General features: G+C 65.5%; 17 protein-coding genes and 1 tRNA gene. 10 read left to right on the top strand and 8 right to left on the bottom strand.

Translation table 11 applies throughout. The features are described 5' to 3' along the window. Positions 1-24 precede the first annotated feature (24 nt). A complete protein-coding gene (locus K8R92_09765) occupies positions 25-858 on the top strand; it encodes a thymidylate synthase (GenBank protein ID MCE9620181.1) in 834 nt (277 codons plus the stop codon). A gap of 302 nt (positions 859-1,160) precedes the next feature. On the opposite strand, the gene K8R92_09760 is transcribed toward K8R92_09765, so the two are convergent. Continuing rightward, a tRNA-Gly gene (locus K8R92_09760) sits at positions 1,161-1,233 on the bottom strand. 36 nt (positions 1,234-1,269) lie between these two features. On the opposite strand from K8R92_09760, the gene K8R92_09755 reads away from it, so the two are divergent. Continuing rightward, complete coding sequence (locus tag K8R92_09755; GenBank protein ID MCE9620180.1) at positions 1,270-2,934, top strand: SAM-dependent methyltransferase; 1,665 nt, start codon at positions 1,270-1,272, stop codon at positions 2,932-2,934. A 27-nt stretch (positions 2,935-2,961) separates the two neighbouring features. Here the strand turns inward: K8R92_09755 and mscL are convergent, their stop codons facing one another. Both mscL and K8R92_09745 read right to left on the bottom strand, forming a co-directional pair. After that, positions 2,962-3,345: a large conductance mechanosensitive channel protein MscL gene (mscL, locus tag K8R92_09750; GenBank protein ID MCE9620179.1), complete on the bottom strand. Its 384-nt coding sequence runs from the start codon at positions 3,343-3,345 to the stop codon at positions 2,962-2,964. 60 nt (positions 3,346-3,405) lie between these two features. Continuing rightward, the gene (locus K8R92_09745; protein MCE9620178.1) at positions 3,406-4,557 is read right to left on the bottom strand and encodes a DUF481 domain-containing protein; all 1,152 of its coding nucleotides are present in this window, start codon (positions 4,555-4,557) and stop codon (positions 3,406-3,408) included. A 101-nt stretch (positions 4,558-4,658) separates the two neighbouring features. Between K8R92_09745 and K8R92_09740 the strand changes: the two genes are divergently transcribed. Genes K8R92_09740 through K8R92_09715 form a run of 6 tightly spaced genes read left to right on the top strand, consistent with a single transcriptional unit; the run spans position 4,659 to position 12,641 of the window. Next, positions 4,659-5,888: a hypothetical protein gene (locus K8R92_09740; protein ID MCE9620177.1), complete on the top strand. Its 1,230-nt coding sequence runs from the start codon at positions 4,659-4,661 to the stop codon at positions 5,886-5,888. After that, a complete protein-coding gene (locus tag K8R92_09735) occupies positions 5,885-7,000 on the top strand; it encodes a hypothetical protein (GenBank protein ID MCE9620176.1) in 1,116 nt (371 codons plus the stop codon). Before K8R92_09740 ends, K8R92_09735 begins: the two co-directional genes overlap by 4 nt. A gap of 2 nt (positions 7,001-7,002) precedes the next feature. Continuing rightward, positions 7,003-9,990, top strand: coding sequence for a hypothetical protein (locus K8R92_09730; GenBank protein ID MCE9620175.1), 2,988 nt, complete (start codon positions 7,003-7,005; stop codon positions 9,988-9,990). After that, a complete protein-coding gene (locus tag K8R92_09725) occupies positions 9,987-10,877 on the top strand; it encodes a MotA/TolQ/ExbB proton channel family protein (protein ID MCE9620174.1) in 891 nt (296 codons plus the stop codon). Before K8R92_09730 ends, K8R92_09725 begins: the two co-directional genes overlap by 4 nt. Before the next feature lies 1 nt (position 10,878). Then, complete coding sequence (locus tag K8R92_09720; GenBank protein ID MCE9620173.1) at positions 10,879-11,700, top strand: hypothetical protein; 822 nt, start codon at positions 10,879-10,881, stop codon at positions 11,698-11,700. After that, positions 11,697-12,641 carry a hypothetical protein gene (locus K8R92_09715; GenBank protein ID MCE9620172.1) on the top strand — a complete coding sequence of 315 codons (945 nt, stop codon included), beginning with the start codon at positions 11,697-11,699 and terminating at the stop codon, positions 12,639-12,641. The genes K8R92_09720 and K8R92_09715 overlap by 4 nt, the downstream gene beginning before the upstream one ends. Before the next feature lie 53 nt (positions 12,642-12,694). Here K8R92_09715 and K8R92_09710 read toward each other — a convergent pair whose 3' ends face one another. The 4 genes from K8R92_09710 to K8R92_09695 are packed head-to-tail and all read right to left on the bottom strand — an operon-like array spanning position 12,695 to position 19,162. Then, positions 12,695-15,127 carry a VWA domain-containing protein gene (locus K8R92_09710; GenBank protein ID MCE9620171.1) on the bottom strand — a complete coding sequence of 811 codons (2,433 nt, stop codon included), beginning with the start codon at positions 15,125-15,127 and terminating at the stop codon, positions 12,695-12,697. Next, positions 15,109-16,338 carry a hypothetical protein gene (locus K8R92_09705; protein ID MCE9620170.1) on the bottom strand — a complete coding sequence of 410 codons (1,230 nt, stop codon included), beginning with the start codon at positions 16,336-16,338 and terminating at the stop codon, positions 15,109-15,111. Before K8R92_09705 ends, K8R92_09710 begins: the two co-directional genes overlap by 19 nt. Next, positions 16,335-18,086, bottom strand: a complete 1,752-nt coding sequence (locus K8R92_09700; protein MCE9620169.1) for a hypothetical protein — start codon at positions 18,084-18,086, stop codon at positions 16,335-16,337. The genes K8R92_09705 and K8R92_09700 overlap by 4 nt, the downstream gene beginning before the upstream one ends. Then, entirely contained in the window at positions 18,083-19,162 is a 1,080-nt protein-coding gene (locus K8R92_09695) for a GTPase domain-containing protein (GenBank protein ID MCE9620168.1), read from the bottom strand. Before K8R92_09695 ends, K8R92_09700 begins: the two co-directional genes overlap by 4 nt. Positions 19,163-19,289: 127 nt before the next feature. Here K8R92_09695 and K8R92_09690 point away from each other — a divergent pair, with 127 nt between their 5' ends. Together K8R92_09690 and K8R92_09685 are read left to right on the top strand one after the other, a co-directional pair. Next, on the top strand, positions 19,290-20,249 hold the full coding sequence (locus K8R92_09690) for a hypothetical protein (GenBank protein ID MCE9620167.1): 960 nt from the start codon (positions 19,290-19,292) through the stop codon (positions 20,247-20,249). Beyond that, on the top strand, positions 20,236-21,585 hold the full coding sequence (locus K8R92_09685) for an MFS transporter (protein ID MCE9620166.1): 1,350 nt from the start codon (positions 20,236-20,238) through the stop codon (positions 21,583-21,585). Before K8R92_09690 ends, K8R92_09685 begins: the two co-directional genes overlap by 14 nt. Here the strand turns inward: K8R92_09685 and K8R92_09680 are convergent. After that, positions 21,567-22,385: a hydrogenase maturation nickel metallochaperone HypA gene (locus tag K8R92_09680; GenBank protein MCE9620165.1), complete on the bottom strand. Its 819-nt coding sequence runs from the start codon at positions 22,383-22,385 to the stop codon at positions 21,567-21,569. The genes K8R92_09685 and K8R92_09680 overlap by 19 nt on opposite strands. Position 22,386 lies beyond the last annotated feature (1 nt).

The raw sequence follows: 22,386 nt of genomic DNA, 5'->3' as shown, positions 1-22,386 counted from the left end.
TGGGTGGCGTCTCGATTGCCCGCTATGAACATCGCTTTCGCTATCGCAGAGGTGGTACAGATTCTTGCGGGGGCAGATGACGTGCCCTTCCTCGAACATTGGTTCCCGGTGTATGGCAAGTTTGTGGGTGGCGGCGCACGAGCGGCGGGTGCGTACGGCGCTCGGCTCCGAGGGCGATGGGGATTTGACCAACTCGGCCGTGCGGCCGCTGTACTGAGTGCGAACGGAGAGACACGCCAAGTGGTGCTCTCGATTTGGAACCCGCCGGACGATCTCCCGTCCGATGACGGCATTGCGAGATCTGGAGACGTGCCCTGCAACGTGCTCAGCTGCCTGAGGCTGGTCCATGGCCGACTTCATTGGCTTCAGACTTGTAGGAGCAACGACCTGTTCCGTGGCCTGCCCTACAACCTTGTGCAGTTCACGTTCATCCAGGAAGTCATAGCCGGATGGTTGGGTGTCGAACTCGGCAGCTACTCGCACGCTATAAGCAGTCTCCACGCCTACACGGATGCGCTAAAGGAATTCACAATCGACCCTGACCCTCCGCCGTTGTTCGAATCGGCCGACATCCGCCTTCCTCGCAATGAAGCAGAGTCTGCCTGGCGAGCGCTGTATCGCCTGGCCGTCGAACTGACTTCTTGCGACCACTCTCAACTGGTGAGACTTCCGTCCATCCGCAGCGCGAGTGGCCTAGGATGCCTGGAGCCGATGTACTGGATACTGGTCGCCGAGGATGCAAGACGGCGCGGGCTGCGTGACGAGAGCAACGAAGCAGCGAGCCAATCTCGCGATGACGCGCTAGCCATCATGTGGCGAAGATGGCTGGGCCGCTGCGACAAGTCCATCAAGGGGTGAATTGCGTGCCAGCGCGGTCGACCGGCTCCTGCTTGGCCGTAGTTGGCCACGCCGCTACCGAAATCCGGTACGCAGTCGTGCGTACCGCGCTAGATATCTCGCCCACGCAGACGCACGATGGCGAGACCCGTCGGGTTGTGCAACCGGTACTTGGGCATGCGCGGTGAAATAATGGACGTTGCCTAGCTCATAGGCAACTCTAAGGTCGAAAGTGTTAGTTACCGCCTTGCAGCACCGTTTGAGCCTCTCTGCCAAACATGGGCAGGTTCGCTAATTCGCGATCCGCAGTGCTATCACACGAAAGCGGGCAAAGGGACTCGAACCCTCGACATTCAGCTTGGGAAGCTGACGCTCTACCAACTGAGCTACGCCCGCAGCAAGGGTGAATTGTAACGAATAGATTGCACCCGCATGCCACGGACATCGGCGAGCGCCGCAACATTTCGCGCAGGTATCGATCAGGAGTGGCTCTCTGCTTCCTATGAAGCCTCGCTCGGTCGCGCCTCAAAAACTACGGGTCAGAGACGCACGCAGCTCGGCGCCTTCTACACGCCGCAAATTCTTGCGGATGTGCTCATTCAACTTTCGCTCACACCCTGGTTGAAGGACCATCTGAAAAGGTCACACGCTGCGTCAACGCGGCCCTGCCCTAGCGTGCTTGACCCAGCATGCGGCAGCGGAAATCTGCTCATCGCGGCCGCCCGCTCGCTCGTGAAAGCCGGTTTCGCCAAGGAGGCGATCGCGAAAAGTCTGCACGGCGTCGACATCGATCCCATCGCGGTTTCCATAGCGCGAACTCGGATTGCGCACATTCTCAAGTTGTCGCCAGCGGCAGCGAAGCAGTTCGCGAAACAAATTCGAGTGGGCGACGCGCTGTTTGAGAGGAGCCTCATCGGTTCCTTTGACATCGTTGTGGGCAATCCACCCTTCCTTAGCCAGTTGGGCGGCGCGACGGTGGTGCAGCGAAGCCGCGCCAAGAAATTGCTCGACCGCTTCGATGGCGTGGTGCGCGGCTACGCCGACATGGCCGGCGCATTCCTGGTGCTCGGCGCCGAGGCATTGAAGCCGGGCGGCCGCATGGCCATGATCGAGCCGATCAGCGTCCTGTCGGCGTCCCACGCAGAAGCGATTCGCGATCGCGTGAGCACTCTGGCCCAACTGGAGTGCATCTACTTTGATCGGCAGCGGTGGGTGAGCGCCTCGACGCATGTTGCGATTCTTGCTTTTCACAAAGCGAAGGGAAATGGGCGGTCGCACGCGCCATCGCTGCGAGTGCTGCCTGGCCCGGGCTTGAAGCTGTCGTGGCCGGAATGGAAAGGTCGCTGGAGTGCGGCCATGGCGGCGCACGCCGGAGTTCCCCGGGTGAAGTCCCGCGCATCGGGCGTCATCGGCGATCGCGCTCGCGTGGCCGCCGATTTCCGCGATCAGTACTACGGCCTGCGCGGCGCGATCAAGGATTCCCAGAGTTCGAGCGGCCTGCGCATTGTCACCACCGGCCTGATCGACTGGGCGCATTGCATGTGGGGCGAGAAACCGGTTCGGCTTCTTGGGAAAGCATGGAAGCACCCCGAAGTCAATGAGCGAGCCGCCGCCCGAGATCCCTACATGAAGGAGTGGCTCGCCGACGCCCGTCGCCCCAAGGTGATCGTGGCTGTGCAGACCAAGGTGATCGAAGCAGTGGTCGACGCGACCGGCCGCCTGGCTCCAAGCGTTCCGTTGATTCGCGTGGTGCCGCACAAGAGCGCGGACCTGTGGCGAATTCTGGCGGCTCTGCTCTCGCCGGTGACTAGCGCCGAGGCCTGGTGGCGTCACGCCGGTGCCGGGCTTTCTCCGAGCGCGCTGAAACTCTCCGCCAAGCAAGTCGCGGCGCTGCCGCTGCCGACGAACACGGCCGCATGGGACCGCGCCGCCAACGTGCTGCGCACATTGCACAAATCAAAGGGCGCGGCCCGCGAAAAACAAATCAACGAATTCGCCCGGCTCGCCATGGAAGCAGGAGAGGTGCCGCAAAAGGACCGCGCAGCGCTACTCGCCTGGTGGCGGCCGCTGATCACACGCCGCAGGGGACGCAACTGAAACTTCGCGACCAACCCGGTCGCCGTTTCACTTCGCTTCCGCTTTCGCTTCCGCCTTTGCTTTCTTCAACCTCAGGTTGGTGAGCGTGTTGAGCGCCTTCACCATCAGGAACACGCTTGCCGCCACGATGAGGAACTCGATGCACATGTTCAGGAATGCGCCGAGCTTGATCGCAACATCCGGAACAGCGGCAATGTTCGCCGCCGGGTTCGCCTCGACGCCCCTCTTAAGCACGATCTTCCAGTTCGACAGGTCCACGCCGCCGATCAGCATGCCGATGACGGGATTGATCATGTCCTGAACGAGGGAGTTCACGATTTTGCCGAACGCGGCTCCGATGATGACGCCGACGGCCAAGTCCATCGCGTTGCCTTTGAGCGCAAAATCCTTGAATTCCTGAATGATCTTCATAGCGAACCTTTCTGAGAGGGGATTGAATCAAAGCTCCATCATGAACCGAGCCAAGGTGAATCAAAGTTCCAGTTTCAAGCCGAAATAGCCGCGGAAGTCATTGCCCGTGGATCCATTGGAGGGCTGGCTCTGGTAGTCGTCGCGCAGGCCGGCGACCACGCTCAGGCCGGTGTACAAGTCGATCTTCATGCTCCACTCCAGCCGCGTCTGAATGAAGTAGTTGTTGAAGTTGGCCAGGTCGGGGGAGATGTAGCTGGAGAAATTCAGCTTCTGCCGCTCGGAGATCTGCCAGCCCATGGCAATTTCCGCGTAGCCGTTGGGCTGGGTCATGTCGGAGCTGCCGAACTCATGCGTGGCACCCAAACCGAGCTTGCCGGTGAGCGTGAACTTCTTGGGGTCGTCGAAGAAGCGGTAGCCGACTCCACCCCACGCGCTGATCCGGTTCTCCCAGTTTTGCGTCATGTCGTACTGGTACTGCCCCTTGCCGAACAAAAGCCACGGAGTCGGGTTGAGGAAGCGGTCGTAGGTGATGTTGGTGAGCAGGTTGTTGTCGGTGATGTTGCCGTTGCCGGATGAGCTGGTATTCGGGCTGAGCGTGCGGAAGTAGTACTCCGCGTAGGCCTTGAGCTTGTCGTCGATCGTTTCGCGGGTGACCTGGGCGGCGGCGCGAAGGTCGAACTGCGTGTTGACCGCGTCGACGAAGGTGGCGTTGAACTCGAACTGACCCTTCCAGACGGGTTCGTGCGGATCTTTGGCGGCATCGGCCGCGGCCTTGGCGAGCTCAGCGGGCGTGGCGACGACGGTGTAGTCGGCGGACTTGATCAAGGTGTCGGGCGCCTTGACTGCCTCGGAGGAGGGCTCGTTCGCGCGTGAAGTTTCCGCAGGCACGGACGCAGGTTCGGCCGCCTTCTCAGCGAATTTGGTTGCGGGCGCCTTCGCTGCCGCGTCGGCAGCGGGCGGCGTCTTTGCCACAGGGGGCGCGGGCAGCGCCGGCGCCGGCGAGATTTTCACGATCGCATCGCGATTGATCTTGAGTTCGCCCAGCAACGCGTGCTTGAGCATCACCACGCCGTCCTTGTCGCTGATCACCTCGCCGCGCAGCACTTCGCCCGAGTTCAACGTGACCAGGACATCTTCTCCCACCGCGAAGCCGAAGCAGACGCTTGAGAGCAAACAGAAGAACGCAAGGGCGCGAAGGATTGGAAAGTTCATGTGGTGGCCCAGAAGTCTTGAGGGGTTTGGGAACGAAGGGAAAGGCGCGCCGGGAAGATAGCAAGCCTTGTGCAACGCGTGGATTGGGTAGGATTCCGGTCATGGCGGTTCACCCAGCGCTTGAGAAACATGCTCTCTTCCGTGAGCCGCACCAACTCATCAGCCGCGTGAATTGCCCCAGTTGCTGGGTGGGTTTTGCCCCCAGCGAAACACTTTTCATTGCGGAGGATCGGAGGTTAATTGGCGACCCGGTCGCCGGTCCGGCGGAGCAATTGCGTTTTCTTCCGACGCGATTCGACCTGGGCGGCGCTGCATTCGATCCCGAGGGGGCACGCTGCACCCGCACCGCCTGCCCGCGCTGCCGCATCGAATTTCCCCGGGAAATGATCGAGCTGCCAAGCACCTTCATCAGCGTGGTGGGGGCCCCGGGCTCGGGCAAGAGCAACCTGCTGACGGCGATGACCTGGGGGCTGCGCCGCGAGCGGAGCCGCCTGGGAGTTTCAATCGTGGACACGGAGCCCAAGCTCAACGCTCGCCTCCATCGCGACGAGAATCTGCTCTTTGGTTCGCCGGATTCCAAAGAGCCGGTGCGCCTGGCCAAGACCGAAATCGCAGGCGATGCGCTGCTCTATCGCACCGTTCGCGTGAAAGGCAAGGAGGAGACGCTGCCTCTGCCGCTGGTTTTCAGTCTGCACCAGGGCGGGCACGAGGATCCCTCGATCGTCGTGCTCTACGACAACGCGGGCGAGCATTTTCTTCCCGGCGCCGACGCGGCGGCGCAGCCGGTGACGCGCCACCTCAGCCACAGCCGCGCCATCATCTTCATTTTCGATCCGACGCAGAACCCCAGCTTCCGCACCGCGACCAAGATGCCCACCTGGGAGGGCGCGACGATCCGGCAGGACCTGGTGCTCACGGAGACTTTCGCGCGGGTGCGCCATCATCGCGGCCGCCACGCCGCCGACAATCTGGATGTGCCGCTGGTGGTGGTGATCTCCAAGGCCGATGCGTGGAGCAAGGGCGCCGGCTTCGATCTGAGCAAGGAACCCTTCCTGGACAAGGGCGAACTTGATGCCGCCGCGTTGATGAAGATGGATCAGATGCTGCGGCCGATTCTTGAAAGCGCCTGCCCCGAGTTCATGAACGCGGTCCGCGCCGCGAGCTCGCGCACGTTGATCGTGCCCAGTTCGGCGTGGGGTTCGAGCGAGCTCACCGCCGGACGGCTCGGCGTGCGGCCTTCTGAAATTCGCCCGCAATGGGCCAGCGTTCCACTGCTCGCCTGCCTGCCGCTGGAGGTCGACGCGCTCGCCAACGCGTCGCTCTGGACATGAGCATCGAGCTGATCCACACCTCGCTGGCCCGCGGCCTGGATGGCGACAGCGGCTACACCGTGGCGGGGCGCACCGGCGGCATGCCCATGGCGATGTCGGACGCGTTGAGCCGCCTCTCCGGTCTGCCGCCCTGCTGGAGCGGGGCCACGCAGCGCGAGAAAACCATGCACGCCTTTCGCCGTGTCTCCTGCGCAGGGCAGGAGATCTCAGTTCTGAGCTGCATCGCCCCCAGCGGCATGGACTACACCGGGCGCGAGAACCGGCTGTCGCACCACCGCGTGATCGATGCGGAGGCCATGCGGAAATCGGATCCGGCGGCGCTGCTGGAGGATGGCTCCCTCTGGCTGGAGGAGTGGGTCGGCGCCGCGCGTGAATTGTCCAAGGGCGAGATCAAGCCTGCATCCACGCGCGATGACGCGCCGCTGCACACCTGGGAAAAAGTTTTCGGTGACGCGGGTTTCGCGGCGAGCGTGCTGGAGGCGGTGCAGAAAAGCGGCATCGGCCTCTGGCTGGTGGTCCCCGCGCATGGCAAGCGGTTGCGTCTGGCCGCCGAGATGGCTTCGCTGCTTCCTCTTGAGAAGCGCTGGCAAGTGACATTCGCCACGCGGCCGATTCCGCTGGGCGGCGAGGCGAGCGTGAAGATCTGCTTCGTGGATGAGCGCGAGCCGGAGCTGGCGACGCAGGCTGCAAACAGCGGGTGGATTCTGCGCGTCGGCAGTGGGGCACTTGCGGCCAAGCCGACGGGCACTCTGGCCGAGCGGGCGCGACATGGCGCCGACACGGCAGCTTCGACAGCGCGAGGCTCGGCAACGCGAAGCAATGGAGATCCGTCGCGGACCGGAACCGAAAAAGTGGATTGGCAAGCGCCGGCAAGATTGACAGCGCCGGGGAAGTCGGCCGCGCCGCGCTTGCAGGACTTGGTCGCCGCCAAAGTGCGCGAGGTTGATCGCGATACCGACGCACGCCAATCGAAAGCGGCGGAAGCCACGATTGAAGTCTGGCGAAGCGCGGAGAAGTCTTCCTCCAACAGCGCCTGGAAATGGTTCCTGGCCGCGGCCATCGTAGTCACCTCAGTGCTCTGGCTCGCCTTCAAATACGGGGCGACCATATGAGCATGCATGACCGCGACATCGTGGAGATGATCCGCCAGCTCGTGCTGCGCCAGCAGCCCGATCGCGAGGATGTTGCCAAGGTGGCGCAGGAATTCGCCCAGCAGGTGCGCAGCGTCAACAAACAACTGAACCAATGCCATCGCTGGATCCACGCCGGGCTCTTCGCCGAGGCGGTGAGCTACGGCGAGGCGCTCGACCTGGCCAAGACCGCCTCGCGTCTGCTGCTGGAGGGCATGTTCACCCAGTGGCGTGACCTCTGCCACGCCAGCAAGCTGCCGCCGCCGGAGTCGATCGACCAAAGCCTGCTCGAGCTCTACTCCGACGCCTGGTCGCGCTTCCATTCGCTGGCCCCGGCCGAGGCCAAGCACCGACTGCTCTCGCTGCAACGGGCGCCGCTGATCGAGCGGTTGAAGGCTCTGCGCGAGTTGGTGGAGCTGGACCCGCGGAATCCCGAGTGGCTGCGCAGCGTGACGCGACTGCAGCGCGAGGCCGCGGCGGAGCTGGTGCGGCTCGCCGGCGAGGTGCTGCAGAGCAAGGACGACGCGCTGGCGATCACGGTCTCCGATCTGGTCGACGCCTGCGGCGGCGCGATTGGCGAGCACCAGGAGCAGCTGGCGAAATTGCAGGTCTACGCGGTTGCCGCCAAGTCGCGCGGCGCCCAGCAGGCCGCGCGGGCCGCCTGCAACGACATGCACACCGCGGCGACCGCGATGAACATGGACGCGCTTCGCGCCGCCAGCCTGCGCTGGCAGGCCGCGATCGCCGAGTTCGAGCCCGACGCGGATCTGCGCCAGACCGCGGCGGCGAGCCTGGGCTTGCTTCAGGCGGAGCAGGATCGCGAGCAGCGTCAGAAAAATCAGCGCGATGCCGTCGCGCGGCTCGAACTGGCCCTGGACCAGGCGAAGTCCCACGATGAAATCCAGTCGCTGGTGAAGGCCGCGCGAAATCTCGACGCCATGCTGCCGGAGGCGATCGTGATGCGAGTCGCCGCCGTCGAGGATGCGCAGCGAGCCGTCGGCCACCGCAAGTTCGTGCGACGCGGCGTGGCGGTGGCGATGGCCACGGTGGTGCTGCTGGCCGCCGCGTGGTGGATCGTGCAGTGGCAGCAGTCGCTGGAGCAGGTCAACTCCATTGCCAAGGAGGTGGAGACGCTGCTTGTCGCGGGCGCGCCCGACACCGCGTCCAAGACGCTGGCCACCTGGAAGGAATCGCACCAAGAGCTCGCCGGCGCGCCGCAAGTCTCGGCGGTCGGCGCCAAGGTGGCCGCAGCCCTTGAAAAAGAGAAAACCGAAATCGCCCTGGCCCAGGCCGCGATCGACCGCGCCAAGCAGTTGGCGCAGACTCCGGCCTATCCGGTGGAGTTCGACAAGAGCGCGTCGGAGTTGCGGCAGATGGCCGAGCGGGCGCCCAAGTCGATGCAGCCGCAACTGCTGGCCGCCGCCGACCAAATGACGAGTCAAGCCGCGGCCAGCCGCACGGTTTCATTGGACAAGGCCAAGGCCGAGTTCAATCGCCTTGAGGCCGCACTCAATGCGCTGCCCATGACCGCGGCGGAGCAGGTCGATCCGGCGTCGTGGAACCGCAAGGCCGCCGAGTACCAGTCGATCGTGGACGCCGCGAAGATCGCCGCCAGCGCCGCCGTCACCAATCGCGACGCCCAGGCGATCGCGGAGTCGCTGCAGGCACTGGCCCTCAATGCCACGCGCTTGCGCGAGCAGGCAGAACAAAATGCCAAGATGTACGGCGAAGCTGCCGAGTTGCTGCAGGCCGTGGAGCGCATCCCGGCGAGCGAGTCCGCCTATCGCGACCTTTATGTGCGCCTGCTGCCGGTCGCGGGCGACTTGCTCAACCGCCGCAAGTTGCTCAAGGCCTACGAGCATGGATTGAAAGTCGCCGAGGGCGGCGCCGCGGTCGAGTCGTGGCGGCAGCAGATCGTGCCGGCGATTCTCTCGGGTCGCACCGGAAGCATGGGCGGACTTTCCGAGGTGGACTTCGGCGACGCGGCCACGGCGCGATCGCTTTCGCCGATTCTGGCCAAGCATCTGACGGATTTTCCGACCACGCCGCACGCGGAAGCTGCTCAGTTGCTGCAGGGGATCTGCAAGCGAACCTTGAGCAAGACCGCCAACACCGAGGGCATCGGCGCCGCGGCCGCGGCCTGGCTTTCGCAGTCGGGCTGGGTGAACCTGGGCGAGCAGTCGCTGGAGGATGGACGCAGGATCTACCGCAAGCGCACCGACCAGATGGGCAATCCCTGGGCGCAGGCGGTGCAGTCGAAGAACGATCTTGCCGTCGTGCCTGAAAATCTGAAGGCGCGCGCGCCGCTCAATGGAAAATTGCTGGGCGTCAATGCGCCGTGGGCGCCGTCGCAGGCGCTGGTGGCGGTCGCCGCCGACTTGCCGAAAGCCTCCTGGCGAAACGCCCGCAACCTTTGGCTGGACATGCTCGCCAAGCAGGCCGCGATGCAGCCGAGCAATCCCATTCTTTCCTGGCACATGCAGAAGGATTTGTGGAATGCGTGGCTGGAGTACTTCGCGGAGGAGCGCGACCCCGTCGACGCCGCCGCTGCCAAGTGGGTGCGCTCGCTCGAGTCGCTGCGCGCCATCTCCGCCAGCGATCCCTTTGTGGTGGCCGCCGGCGACCAGGCGGCGCGCTCCGAGGATGTGCGCAAGGTGGCGCTGCAGTCGCTCTCGCTCATGCCGGACATCCAGGGTCTCATCAAGGCCGCCAAGAAGCGTGACCAGGTCATGGATGAGGGCATGATTCCCGCCGCGAGCGTGGCGATCATGCTCGCGCCGCAGGACAACGCCTATCCGGTGCGCGGCATCGCCAACGGCAAGGACGCGTTGATCATCGGCAAGGGCGTCGAGGGCTCGTGGCGCTTCTTCCCGGTGCGCATCGAGAACAACGAAGTGCTCTTTGTCCGCGACACGCCCAATCCGATACCCCAGTCGCCGCAACTGATCTTCCTCCGAGGAGCCGTCAAATGACGCAAGTGCAAGGCCGCCCGCGTTCGCCATCCGCATCGACCCAAAAGCCGCTGCTGCGCTTCGCCTCCGTTGATCCGGAGGCGCGCCTCTCGCTTCCCTGCGGCACCTACACCACGCCCTCGCTCAGCAGCACGCTGCTCGGCTCGATCGCCATGATGCTGGTCGTCTACACGCCCGCCTTCCTCTTTCGCGGAACCGAGGCCGGCGCGCTGGTGTGGAAGTACCTGACCGCCTTCGAGCGCGTGCCGATCCTGATCATGTTCCTGAGCACCTGGAGCGTCAGCATCCTGGTGCTCAAGGCGCTGAAGATCGCGGCGCAGCGCAAGGCCTTTCAGATCCACTTCGCCCCCGACGATCCGGAGTGGAGCATCGCGCGGACCAACGCCATGCAGGTGGTGGAGGCGATCGAGTCCAAGGTGCAGGGGGTGGAGAGCTTCATGTACCTCAACCGCGTCACCGGCGTGCTGCGCACCATCCGCAACGTGGGCCGCGTGGGCGACATCGACGAGATGCTGCAGAGCCGCGCCGACAACGACGAGCTGCAGATCGACGGCGGCTATGTGGTGGTGAAGGGATTCATCTGGGCGATTCCCGTGCTCGGCTTCATCGGCACCGTGGCGGGACTTACGCAGGCCATCGGCAAGTTCGGCGGCGTGCTCAGCAACAAGGACTCCGACCTGCGCGCCATCACCGGACAGCTCACGCAGGTGATCGGCGGACTGGACACTGCCTTCGTCACCACCGGCGAGAGTCTGCTGGCGGCGCTGACCATCCATCTCTTTCTCACCTTTCTGCGCCGCGCCGACGACCGCTTCATGGACGACTGCCGCGACCAGTGCGCCCGCCACGTGACGGCTCGCGTCCGCGTGAGCGAGGGCGACCGCTGAGATGAGGCCGTCGCGTCAAAGCAACGACAATCCGGTCTCGTTCTTCTCATTTCAGGACGTGATGATGTGCACGATCGGCGTGACGATCGTGATCACGATGACGCTGATCCTGCAGGTCGGCGCCGCCGCAACCGCGGTGGAGCTGGTCGCCGCCGAGAGCAAGGCGGATCTGGGCAAGAGCCGCGCCGAGCTGGCCACGGAAGCCGCAGGATTGAAGGAACGGCTCAACCGCGCGGCGCAGAGCCACGCCCCAAACCAGGCGATGGCCCGGGGCGCGCTGCGTCAGGATCTTCGCTCTGAGCTTGAGAAACGCGACCGCGCCGCAGCCGTCGAGAAGGAGACCGAGCAGAAGGTGCGCGAGGCCGTGGCGCTTTCCAGCGCCGACCCCAGCGCCATCGAGGCCGCGGAATTGATCCGCAAGCGCGACGAACTGGAGGAGCGCCTCGCCTCCACACAATTGCGCCGTCGCGTGACCTACCTTCTGGCCGAGGATGATCGCAAGCCGGTGATCATCGAGGTCTCCGGCTCGCAGCTGGTCGCGGGCACCAACTCCGAGCTCGACTCGCCGCTGGCCCTTCCGCTCAACGACGCACAGACCGCATCGGCGCTCTTGAAGCAGTGGATCCAGAGCCTGCCCGACGCCTCCAAGCGCACGCTGCTTTTCGTGGTGAAGCCCAGCGGCGTGGCGATGTGGCGCGACATCACCCGCAAGTTCGCCGAGGATCCTCAACTGGGCGCGCTGCCGCGCGGCCTGGACCTGATCGAGGAGGACTCCTACACCAGCGAGCGCTTCCGGCCCGCCGCCACGGAGGCCAAACCGTGACCCGCCGCAAGCGGGCGGGGGAGAATTTCGACAGCCTCTACCTGCTGCTGGACACGGTCTGCAACACGTTCGGACTCTTCATCTTCATCAGCATCAACGTGGCGATTCTGGTGGGCACGCGCAACACGCAGAGCGTGGTGGAGGGCTTGATGCAGCAGGCGGAAGCCTCCGATCCGCTGGCCGGCGAGCGCGCCGCGATCAAGCGTCTGCGGGTCATGGTGACCGACGCCGAGCGCAAGACCTCCACCGAGACGGAGACCGCCGTCGCCAGCGGCAAGCTGGCGTCGCTGCGACAATCCAATGAGCGCAGCGCCCGCAAGGTGGAGGAGCTTTCCAGCATCCTGAAAGTCGGCGGCGAGCGCACCGAGGCGCTGAAGGTGGAGCTGCCGCAGCTCCGCAAGGAGATCGACCTGCTCGAGAGCGAGCTCAAGTCGGAGGCCTCCTCGCTGGACAAGAAAGTCCGCACGCCGCGGCGGCGCGAAGTGGAGGGGCTGCTGCCCGTGCAGGTGATCCTGTGGCGCGACCGCGTCTACTGGATCAATCCCTGGCGCGGTTCGATCGACGAACCCTGCGCGCGATGGAGCGAGTGGAATCCCAATGCGGTGGACCTGGCGGCGCGGCCCGAGAGCGTGATCCACGAATGCTTCCGCGGCGGCGGCCAGTGGATCGAGCGGCATGTTCCGCTGCGGGTGGATGGCGGGCTTGAAGTTGGGCTTGAAGGCGAGACCTCCTGGGAGCAACCGCTGAGCGACCTGCTCGACCGGCTTGCGACCACGAAGCATGTGGTGAGCTTGAAGGTGGCGCCCGATTCGCACCGCGCCTTCGGCCAGGTGCGCAACCTGATCGCGGAAAAAGGCTTTGCCTACGACGTCTCGCCGATTCAATTGGGCGACGGCGTTTACCGCGACGAGATCCGCGACGGCGTGGCGACGGCGCAATAGCGGCTCACCTTGCCATCGAAAAATGTTTAGATCGGCCTGCCGCACTTGCCGGCTCACGGCGCGGGCGGCGGCGCGGCCTGTGCGGCAATGCCGCGGTACTGGCCGCCGTACTGGTTCGCGATCCCCGTGAGCATGGCGACGTCCACATCCTGCCCGAGCCCGATGGTGTGGATGCGCGTCTGGTCAGAGCCGCCGTTGAGCTGTTTCAAAAGCTCGGCGGGATCGGCGTTGAAGTGCCCGTCGGTCAGCAGGAAGAGCTCATGCGGTGCGGGATTCAATTTGGTGAAGGCGTAGATCAGCGCGCCGCTGGGATCGGTGCCGCCGCCGGCGCCGACCTCCTGGATCTTCTTCAGGCATCCGTTGGCGCCGGCCGATCCCGCCAGCACCCAGTTGGGCTCAAGCATGAACGCCTCGTCGCTGAAGAAGAGCACCTCGAAGTGGCTGCCCGAGGGCAGGGCCATGATCGTGCGCGTCAGCTCGTTGCGCAGGGCGATGAGCTTGTCCCCCTGCATCGAGCCGCTGATGTCGCAGACGAAGCAGACATATTTTCCGCGCACCCGCGTGCCGAAGAAGTCGATGCCGCCGGTGGGCTCCTTGGTTCCCTGGCCGGATGCCGCCGTGGTGGCGGAGGGCGACGCGGCCGAGGAGGCGCCGCCGCTCGATGCGATCGTTGGTTGGGACTGCGTGGCCGCCTCGAACTCGGCGCGTTCCATGCGCCGATAGCGCTTGCCGTCCAGTTGCAGCGTGTCGTCCTTCTCGACGATCCACTTGGCGTCGTAGGGCAGCGGCTGCGCCGGAGGAACCACGCGCTTGGCGGGCTGGCTCGAAGTCGCGGGCAAATCCAGCGCGGTCGGCGAAAAGCGGCAGGGGGTCGCGGGGTTTTCCGTCATCGTCACGCCGCCGTTGAGGTCGAAGGTGGCCCGCAGCTCCGCGGCGATCACCAGTTGCGCGGGCGCGCCCCAGCTCCGGTAGATCTGCATCGAGCGCTGCGTGGGGCGGATCGCCAGGATCGACTGATCAAATCCGCCCGGCGCAAAATCCGGCTCGTGCTTGGAGGCGTCGACCTGCTTCCAGTAGCCCAGCAGCGGCGCGTACTTGGACTGCGCCACGGTCGACGCGGTTTCCGGCGCGGCGTCGCCATGCTCAACGGCGGCATCGGGCACGTCGGGCAGGGGGATGACGGATTCGGTGGCGGGAGTTTCGGATTTGGTCTCGGGCTGCGCGGTGGCATGCGACTCCTTGAGGCGCTGCGTCTCCTGGACAGTGGTGCCTGCGTTGGTGGCGTCGTCCTTCTTGGCGCCCGCGCGGTTTGCGTCGGCGATTCCCGAGTCGCCCGTGCCGGCGCCGCTTCGCCGGATGGTTCCTGCGCCCGCAGCGGGATCTCTCCGCCCGGCGCTCGTGTCCGTCGTAGAAGAGTTGGCGCCTGAAGTGGCGCTGGTCGCGGTGGTCGCGCTGCCGCCCGGGCCCGTGATTGATCCGCCGCTGGCGGAAACGGCGCCGTCGGCGGATTCTGCCACCTTCTTGGGCTTGAAGGGCTGGTTCGAGGCGCTTTGATTTCCGTTGACCGCATCGACGATCTTGATGAGCTGCGATTGGGAGCCGCCTGAGTCGGCGCCACCGCCCGCACCGCCACCGCCCTTGTTGCCGCCGGTGGCGCCGCTTGATCCGCCGCTGGCTCCACTTGCACCACCGCCGGCGCTGCCGCTTGAGTTGCCGCCCGCGCCGCCGCCCGAGCCGGTACCAGCGCCGCCTCCTGCACCACCACCCGAACCTGCACCTGCGTTGCCGCCTCCGCCAACACCACCACTAGCGCCGCCACTGGCGCCCCCTCCAGCACCGCCACCCGCACCACCCGCTGCACCGCCGGCACCGCCCGCGCCACCACCAACTCCACCACTTGCTCCGCCACCCGCACTTCCACCTGCGCCTCCGGCGGCTCCGCCACTAGCACCACTGCCGGTGCTGCCGCCCGGGTTTCCAGCGGCGCCGCCACTCGCACCACCACTGGCACCGCCACCGCCGCCATTGCCTGCGCCTCCGCCAGCGCCCGTGGTCCCGCCCGCGCCTCCACCTGCGCCACCACCCGCGGCGCCGCCCGAGCTACCAGCGCCGCTGCCTGCGCTGCCTGAGCCGGTTCCTGTTCCTGCGCCGGCGCCGGTTCCATTGCCACTTCCGGACCCCGCTCCGTTTCCAGTGCCCGATCCTGTTCCAGATCCCGTTCCGTTGCCGGTGCCATTTCCATTGCCCGAGCCGTTTCCGGCCCCACCCTTTGCGAGACCGCCACCCGTGACTGCGTTCTTGCCGGCGGGAATCGGAGTCGAAGTCTGCGTCACCGGCAGCGGCGCGAGCTTGGAATCCGCTTCAGGTTTGGTCGCCTGCGGAGCGACCTGTTTGGCGCAACTGGTGACAAGTGCCGCGCCGGCGCAGAGTGCGCCAAGGCACAACGCGCGAGTCAGCCAGCTTGGTTTCATTGCGAGATCCACCATGGAGCTTCCTTATCGGTCGGCGCGGCCGCGCCCGAACTATTCGCACATCGGGTCAGCCAGGATGCTACGCCGTCGATTCGCTGCACGAATTGTTTCTCAAGATCGCTCAGCGGATGCGCCGTGGACATTGAACCCGTGATCCAGGGGCGGCAGCGCTCCCAATCCTCCGCCCAATCCACGGGCACCCAGACCCCGTCGACCTGGACGCAGGTGAGCTGCCAGGTGGTTTTGCGACCCTGGACCGCCAGAAATGTCTTGGGGGGCAGCGATGAATTTTCCGTCACGAAGAAGTCGCTCGACTCGAGGGGAAGGATCCGCTCCTGCCCGTCGAAGAGCCGGTCCGACCATGGAGCCAGCGGCGCGTGCGCCAGCAGCGTGCGCCATGCCAGCCGGGCATTCGCCGAGAGATCGCTCTCCCAAGGCATCCGCTCCTTCCATGTTCCGGGGTTCATCCAGCCGCTGCCCGCGATGTCGGCGATGCCCTCGGCGAGTCGCTTGAGCACATCGATGTCATCCTCCGAACCGACCAATTGCTTGCAGATGCCCTTCGCTTGCTTCGAGGCGTGGGCGGCCAGCAGCGCGCTCTGCAGGTTGCGGAGGGACTTTGAAAGTTGCGCGGCATCAAAACCGGGATCGACTGGACCATTGGCCAGGCGGATCGCGGCCTCATGCAGCTCGTCGCGCCAGGTTCGCGGCAGTGAAGAGGCGAGCAGGCGAGCGTCTCCGTGACTCACGCTGATCAGGAGATTGCGGGCGTTGATGGCGGCTGGTTTCGGAAGCACGAACTCGATCAGCACCACGACCACGGCCAGCACCGTGATGGTGATCGCTCCCAGGATCAGCGTCAGCTTGCGCGAGCGCATCAGCCCGCCGCCCGCGCTCGGCTTCTTGGCGAGCGTGCCGAGTTCGGTGACGAACTCGCGGAATCGCGCGTGCTCCATCTCGGGGCAGGCCGTCAGCCAGCCGAAGAGTTCCTGCTGCTGCCGCGCGGAGAGCAAGCCCAATCGCAAGAGAGTCGATCGCGCCAATTCCGTGTCGCCCAGCCGGGCCGCCGCCACCACCTGCAGAAGGTCCAGCTCGTCCCGCGAGATGTCGCCCAGACGATCCACCGTCTCGATCGAGGCGCGGACTTGGGCGAACGTGCCGGGGTCGCCTTCGCGGGCGGCCTGCGCCGCCTGCCGCATGAGAGTGCTGAGGCCGATCGATGTCATGGAATGCGCGCGGAGGGATTCACTCCAAGGGGCGGCGGCGGGAACTCGATGTTGTACTTCTGGTCGTTGCTCAATTCCAGAAGCTGCGAGTAGAGCGATTGGCGGATCGACTCATTGGAGATGCCGACCGGCAGGGTCTGCATCCAGCCGGTCATGGCCTCGGGGCGGCTCAGCTCCTGAAGTTTGCTCTCCAGCTTCGCGATCGCGCGAGTGTCATCCGCGGAGAGCTTCCGCTTCGGATCCTTGAGCAAGTTGAGCTGGGCCTCGATGAAAAGACGCGCCACCAGCAGGTCGCTCTCCGCCAGCAGCAGGACGCTGGCGCGGAAATAGGATTCGGTGTCGCTCCTGTGCGCGGCGGCGACATCCACCAGCCGCTGCGAAGGCTTGCTCTTCAAGTCGATCCAGTTGGTCAGCTTGAAGGTGGACTTCAGATGTTTTGTCTCCGATGAGACCTGCTGCTGGATCGCGGCGAGCCGGTCCGCCTGATCCATGGATTGCTTGAGCCAGGCCTGCGGCTTCGACATCTCCGTGAACGGCGAAAGCTGGACGCTCGACAATTCGGTTCGCGCCTTGGACCAGAGCTCGCGCTCCGCCTGCGCGATGTTGGCCGGCTCCGGCGTGGTCGGCGCCGGCGAAGGCGTGGTCGTCGCAGGGGCCGATGGCGGATTTTCCGGCGTCACCGTGGCGGGCGGATTCCCGGCTGCCGCGGGTGGCGCGCCGACGCTCGGCCCAATCACGGGAGAATTGTTCGCGGTCGTTATCGGAGCGATCGGCGGAATTTCCGGCGCGGCCGGTGGAGCCGCCGCCGGTGGAACCGCAATCGCGGGCGTCGCATCGGCGGCCTGGACCGGTGCTTGCGGAGGCGGCGCGCCCGCGGGCTGGTTGCGCGCCCTCACGATCAGGTAGAGGATCGTCAGCAGGATCAGCACCAGCGCCAGCACGATCCATTGCAGGGATTTCAGCACCCGTGCCGCCAGCATGAGGTGCCATCGCACCTCCGTCGGTTCGGCGATGACGTTCAGGGCGGCGACGCGCTCATCCTCATCCAGGCCCAGGGCGGCGACCTTCTCTGGAAACCCCAGCGATCCGGTGAGCAGGGGCCAGCGCACATTCGGCGCCGCGGCGACGGATTCCGAAGCGGTCGCCAGCCGGACGCCGGGAGTCGCGGCAAACAATCCCAGTCCCCAGGAGAGCAGGCTTGCCTCGCGCTGTGGAAGCAGCTTCAAGAGCCGCAGCAAGGCGCGACGATTGGCGGGCTCGTCAGGTACCAGGGCGCAGGCGTTCTGATGGGGCGTGGCCAGCAGGATGTCGTAGAGGCGCCGCTCCAACTCGCCGGCTTGTGGCAGCAGATCTTCGCTCTCGCCCAGCGAGACCCAGTGGGGCTCCTTCTTCAGAAAGGCGCCGCGCTCAAAGGCGTTCTCGTCGCTCAGCAGGGACTCCAAGTCGCCGCGCACCGCCTCGCGCCAATCCAGCGCCGAAAAGAGAATGCTGCGCCGCTCCACGGTGTCGCGCCCCGCGACATCCGGCTCGCCGGGAAAGAGGCGGGTCAGGGCGAAGCGCCCGCCCGGCAGCAATCGCCCCGCGACCGAAGGCACCTGCACGAGCCGGTCGATCTCCTCCTGGCTCTTGGGCGCGCCGAATCCGAAGATGGAAAGGGCCCGCTCCTCGGCCTCGCTGACATCGTCGCTCTTGTTGAGCGTCTGATAGCCGTCGGTGGAGCCGAAGAGATGGGTGGAGACCTTGATCACAGGAACTGCCTCACCACCAGCCAGGTCAGCACGCCCACCGCGGTGAGACAGGCGAAGAGCACGACGTTTGCCCAGAGCCAGAAGTGGGTGTCCTTCTGCTGCGCCTCCAGGTCCTGCTTGATCTCGCGCTGGACAAATTCCTGCCGCGCCCGCCGGGTGCTCTCGGTGCGACGGCGAGCCCGCTCGGCGACGATGCGGCGCAGGCAGAAGACGATCGGGTTCTCCAATCCGCGCGCCGGCCGCGTGAGGTCGGGGATGTCCTTGCCCAGCGCGTCGCGGCGCGAGCGCACGGCACAGATGCCGAAGAGCGTCAGCGTGGGCACGATGCGCAGCAGGTTGTTGCAGTACTTGGTGGCGAAACCGCGCAGGCCGCCGTGGTGGCGGATCAGGTCGGCGTTGACGTCGATCTTGGTCAGCACCAGGCAGATCGGCACGGTGGTGCCGCCGGGCAGGCCGCGGATGAAGCGCAGCGCCTGCACCATGCCGTAGTCGTCGTCGGTGGACTCGCCGATCTTGCCGCTGGCCAGCACCTTGGGGTCAATCAGCAGCACGATGCCCGCGGCGCGCTGCACGTGGTCGATCAGCTCGGCGGTGTTGGCGTCCTCCACCTGCTCCACGAACGCGCGGCGGAAGACCTCGCCCGGATAGTCCAGGCTGACCATGGTGAAGGTGTGGTATTGCCAGGTGATCTCGAAGTCGAGATAGGTCGAACCCTCCGTCGCCGCCGGCCAATGGCGCTGCTCGCCCATCTCGGCGACGGCGTTGAGCAGGGCGAGATGGGTCTTGCCCGAGCTGGTCTCCATGTGCAGCGGGCCGTTGCCGCGCCAGGACTGCTCGTAGAGGCGCGAGAGGTAGATGGTCTTGCCGGCGCGGGTGCGGCCCAGCACCACGATGCGGTCGCGCACGGGCTCCTCGGCGGAACCGCGAATGGGCGGGGGCGTCGCGGCGGCGTTCTCCGAACTGCCGATGTGCGTCTCGCCGTCAATGCCCAGGTCGTTGGTGGCGTCGATGGAAAGCTCGAATTCGTCGGCACCCTGTGGCTTGCGGGGCGCGGAGGAGGGATCGTCGAGCGACATGGCTCAATGCTAATCGACTTCCGCCCGGCGCTGCGGGAGCCCGTCGGGTCGGCGAGTTGGTTAGACTCCGCCAAGATCCGCCGAAGGTCCCCATGAAGCCGAGACTCCCGCTCCCGAGAAAGTTTCCATGACCGACCCCAGCCCATGGAGCGACGGCGCTCCTACTCGTAAACCGAGTTCGTCCTCCGGCCGCTTTGCGCCGTCGATGGGATTGATCGTGGTCCTGCTGCTGCTGGGCGTGGGCATCGGCGGAGGCGCCGCCTGGTTGATGAACTCCGCCGCGATCGGCGCCAAGGAGCGCGAGCGGGCGGGGGCCGTCGCCGACTTGGCGGCGCTCTCGATCAAGATGGATGCCGCGGAGAGCGCGGCCCGCGACGCCAAGAAGCTGCTCGACGAGGCCCAGAAGAAGTCGGCGGACGCCGGCCGGCAGGCCGAGGAGGCCACGCGCCAGCTCGCCGACGCCCGCAAGGACGCCTCCAGCGTGCGCACCGAGCGCGACGAAGAGCGGGCAAAGTCCACGGTGCTGCGCGGCGAGATGGACAAGGAGCGGACGCTCGACGTCAACCCGGCGACCTTGCCGGTGGCGGATCTGTCCCGAGCGATCAACGGCGTCAAGGCCGTGCGCTGCTCGGCGGTGGTCTCCATCGCAACACCGGCGCCGGGCATGAGCGACACCGAGGCCAAGACCCAGCTCACGCAGGCTCTGACGGGCGTGGGCATGACCTGCTCCGAACAAAGTCCTGTGGAGATCATGCTGCTGGTCTCACTGAGCGATGAACAACCGCGCCGCGCCCTGGGCGTGATGCTGATGGTGGTGCGGGCGATGAAGGTGCCGGGCGAACCTTTGTCACGGCAGTCGGCGGTGTGGGGTCAGCAGCGGATCAGCCTGGTGAATTCGGCGTCGGCGGCGACGCAACTGGACGCCCTGATCAAGGAACTGGTCACGGCGATGAGCGCAGACCTAGCCGTGAAGTCGGGGCCGCCCTCCGCGCCTCCGGCCGCGCCGCCCGCGGCGGCGCCATCGAATACGCCCGTGACGCCGCCGGCGCAACCGCCCGCGACTGTGCCCGCCAATGGAACTCCCTAAGGAAAGCGGCACGGGGCAGCCGAGGTCGGTGGTGGTTCTCGCTGTCGTCGTCGCGGCCCTGGGATATTTCGTCGACATCTTCGACCTGCTGCTCTTTGCGCTGATCCGCAAGGCCAGCCTTCGCGAGGTGCTGGCCGCGAAACTTTCTGCGCTGCCCGCGGATCAGCATGACTTGCTCCTCAAGGACTGGGGCGTCTGGCTGGACAACATCCTGCAGATGAGCGGACTGATGGTCGGCGGCGTCCTTTGGGGCGTGCTGGGCGACCGATTCGGCCGGCTCACCGTGCTCTTCGGATCGATCCTGGTCTATTCGGTGGCGAACCTGCTCAACGCGGCGATCGCGGATGTCGATCCGAACGGAACGCTCGCGTTCCTGCACACCATCGGCCTGGGCAGCGCGATCCGCCAGTACGAAGTGCTGCGATTCGTGGCGGGCGTGGGACTGGCGGGCGAGCTCGGCGCGGGCATGACGCTGGTGAGCGAGCTCACGCAGCCGAAGTGGCGCGGCTTCGCCACTACCATGATCGCCACGCTGGGAATCATGGGGGCGGTGGTCGCCTACTTCGTCACCCAGTGGGTCGCCTGGCGCATGGCTTTCGTGGTCGGTGGTCTGCTCGGATTTTCGCTGCTCTTCCTGCGACTGGGCGTGGCCGAAAGCGGCATGTGGAGCAATCTGCGGACGAAGGCTCCGCGCGGATCGCTGCGCGTGCTCTTCTGGCCGCCGCGGCGAGCGTGGCGCTTCGCCTGCGTCGTGCTGATCGCGATTCCCATCTGGTTCGTCGTGGGCACGCTGGTGAAGTACGGCGACGTGATCGGCGCCAGCCTGGGACTGCCCGCCGACGCCAAGCCCGACCCCGGGCGCTCCATCATGTGGTGCTATGTGGGGCTGGCCGCGGGCGATCTCTTCAGCGGTCTGCTGAGCCAGTGGATGCACAGCCGGCGCAAATCCATTTTGCTCTTTCACCTGCTGACCATCGCTGGCATGGTGCTTTACTTCTGCGTGGGCAACCGGAGCCAGAGTTGGTTCTACGCCTGCTGTCTGGTGCTGGGAATCGGCAGCGGATACTGGGCGGTCTTTGCCACTACGGCCGCGGAACAGTTCGGCACCAACATCCGCGCCACCGCGGCGACGCTGGCACCGAATCTGGTGCGTTGGAGCGCCGGCGGCAGCGCGGCGCTCTGGGTATGGAGCGAGAAGTGGTTCACGGGCGATCCCGGCTCCGCCTGGAAGGCCGCGGTCGTGGCTGGCGTCGCCGTGATGATCGTGTCGATGGTCGCGCTGCTGGGCGTGAATGAAACCTACGCCGTGAATCTGGATTACGAAGAGGCAGGCTGAGCCGGAAATTGCGAGAGTGAATGGTCTTCATCCATTCCCTCAATGTTCCAGCAGGCCGGCTTCCATTCTTGCCATTGCGACCGCACTTCGCTTACCGGGCGCCAGTCGTGGCACTTCACGCATTCGGAGTTCGTGCCCTCGACGTTCAGGTCGCCGCCGCATTGCAGGCATACCAGGTCATCTTTCTCCGTGACTCGCCGGCACACGCGAAACGAGGCGAGGGCCGATCCGGTCTTGACCCAGATTGGGAATGCAAAGCCAAGAAGCGCAAACTTCGCCATCATGAGTCCAGGAGCTAGGGTGATGAGCAGACCGGCCAGCGCCGCCATGATCACAAAAACCAGCCCGAGCGAAGTCCATCCAACGCGGCGCATCCACGGGGGCAAGGCTTTTCTATCCACCTGAATCGATCCCGCAATCTCAGAAAGCCGTTTGAAGCGATCCCAGTACAGTCGAAGTCTCGCGGGATCGCAGTGATGACCGCATTCTGGACAAGGTCCCGGCATAGTCATGTCGGCGACGTCGAACCCGCAGTGCCCGCACAGGCAGCGACCGCTCTTGCGAATGTCATCGCACCGCGAAACGGTCCCCCAGATCGACCAGAGAAGCACGCCCATCAACCCAATCACGACAGTTACAAACAGAACCATACTGCTTAAAGCAAAGTTCTGATTATGCGGCAGCACGGCCTCAGCTGCATCGAACAAGCTGAAGGTCAGGAAACAGCCAGCCACGAACAAGTAGAACCATCGCTCATAGCGGCGCAGGATCGGCGGCAGGATGTTAATGAGCCAAGACACG

The organism is Planctomycetota bacterium, from assembly GCA_021414025.1.
Taxonomy (GTDB): domain Bacteria; phylum Planctomycetota; class Phycisphaerae; order Phycisphaerales; family SM1A02; genus SYAC01.
The sequence above is the reverse complement of the archived record's forward strand: the minus strand, read 5'-3'. Positions and strand labels throughout refer to the sequence as shown.

Coding starts and splice junctions, on each gene's coding strand:
- K8R92_09765 (MCE9620181.1), top strand. CDS start 25: ATGAACATCGCTTTCGCTATCGCAGAGGTGGTACAGATTCTTGCGGGG.
- K8R92_09755 (MCE9620180.1), top strand. CDS start 1,270: ATGCCACGGACATCGGCGAGCGCCGCAACATTTCGCGCAGGTATCGAT.
- mscL (MCE9620179.1), bottom strand. CDS start 3,345: ATGAAGATCATTCAGGAATTCAAGGATTTTGCGCTCAAAGGCAACGCG.
- K8R92_09745 (MCE9620178.1), bottom strand. CDS start 4,557: ATGAACTTTCCAATCCTTCGCGCCCTTGCGTTCTTCTGTTTGCTCTCA.
- K8R92_09740 (MCE9620177.1), top strand. CDS start 4,659: ATGGCGGTTCACCCAGCGCTTGAGAAACATGCTCTCTTCCGTGAGCCG.
- K8R92_09735 (MCE9620176.1), top strand. CDS start 5,885: ATGAGCATCGAGCTGATCCACACCTCGCTGGCCCGCGGCCTGGATGGC.
- K8R92_09730 (MCE9620175.1), top strand. CDS start 7,003: ATGCATGACCGCGACATCGTGGAGATGATCCGCCAGCTCGTGCTGCGC.
- K8R92_09725 (MCE9620174.1), top strand. CDS start 9,987: ATGACGCAAGTGCAAGGCCGCCCGCGTTCGCCATCCGCATCGACCCAA.
- K8R92_09720 (MCE9620173.1), top strand. CDS start 10,879: ATGAGGCCGTCGCGTCAAAGCAACGACAATCCGGTCTCGTTCTTCTCA.
- K8R92_09710 (MCE9620171.1), bottom strand. CDS start 15,127: ATGGTGGATCTCGCAATGAAACCAAGCTGGCTGACTCGCGCGTTGTGC.
- K8R92_09705 (MCE9620170.1), bottom strand. CDS start 16,338: ATGACATCGATCGGCCTCAGCACTCTCATGCGGCAGGCGGCGCAGGCC.
- K8R92_09695 (MCE9620168.1), bottom strand. CDS start 19,162: ATGTCGCTCGACGATCCCTCCTCCGCGCCCCGCAAGCCACAGGGTGCC.
- K8R92_09690 (MCE9620167.1), top strand. CDS start 19,290: ATGACCGACCCCAGCCCATGGAGCGACGGCGCTCCTACTCGTAAACCG.
- K8R92_09685 (MCE9620166.1), top strand. CDS start 20,236: ATGGAACTCCCTAAGGAAAGCGGCACGGGGCAGCCGAGGTCGGTGGTG.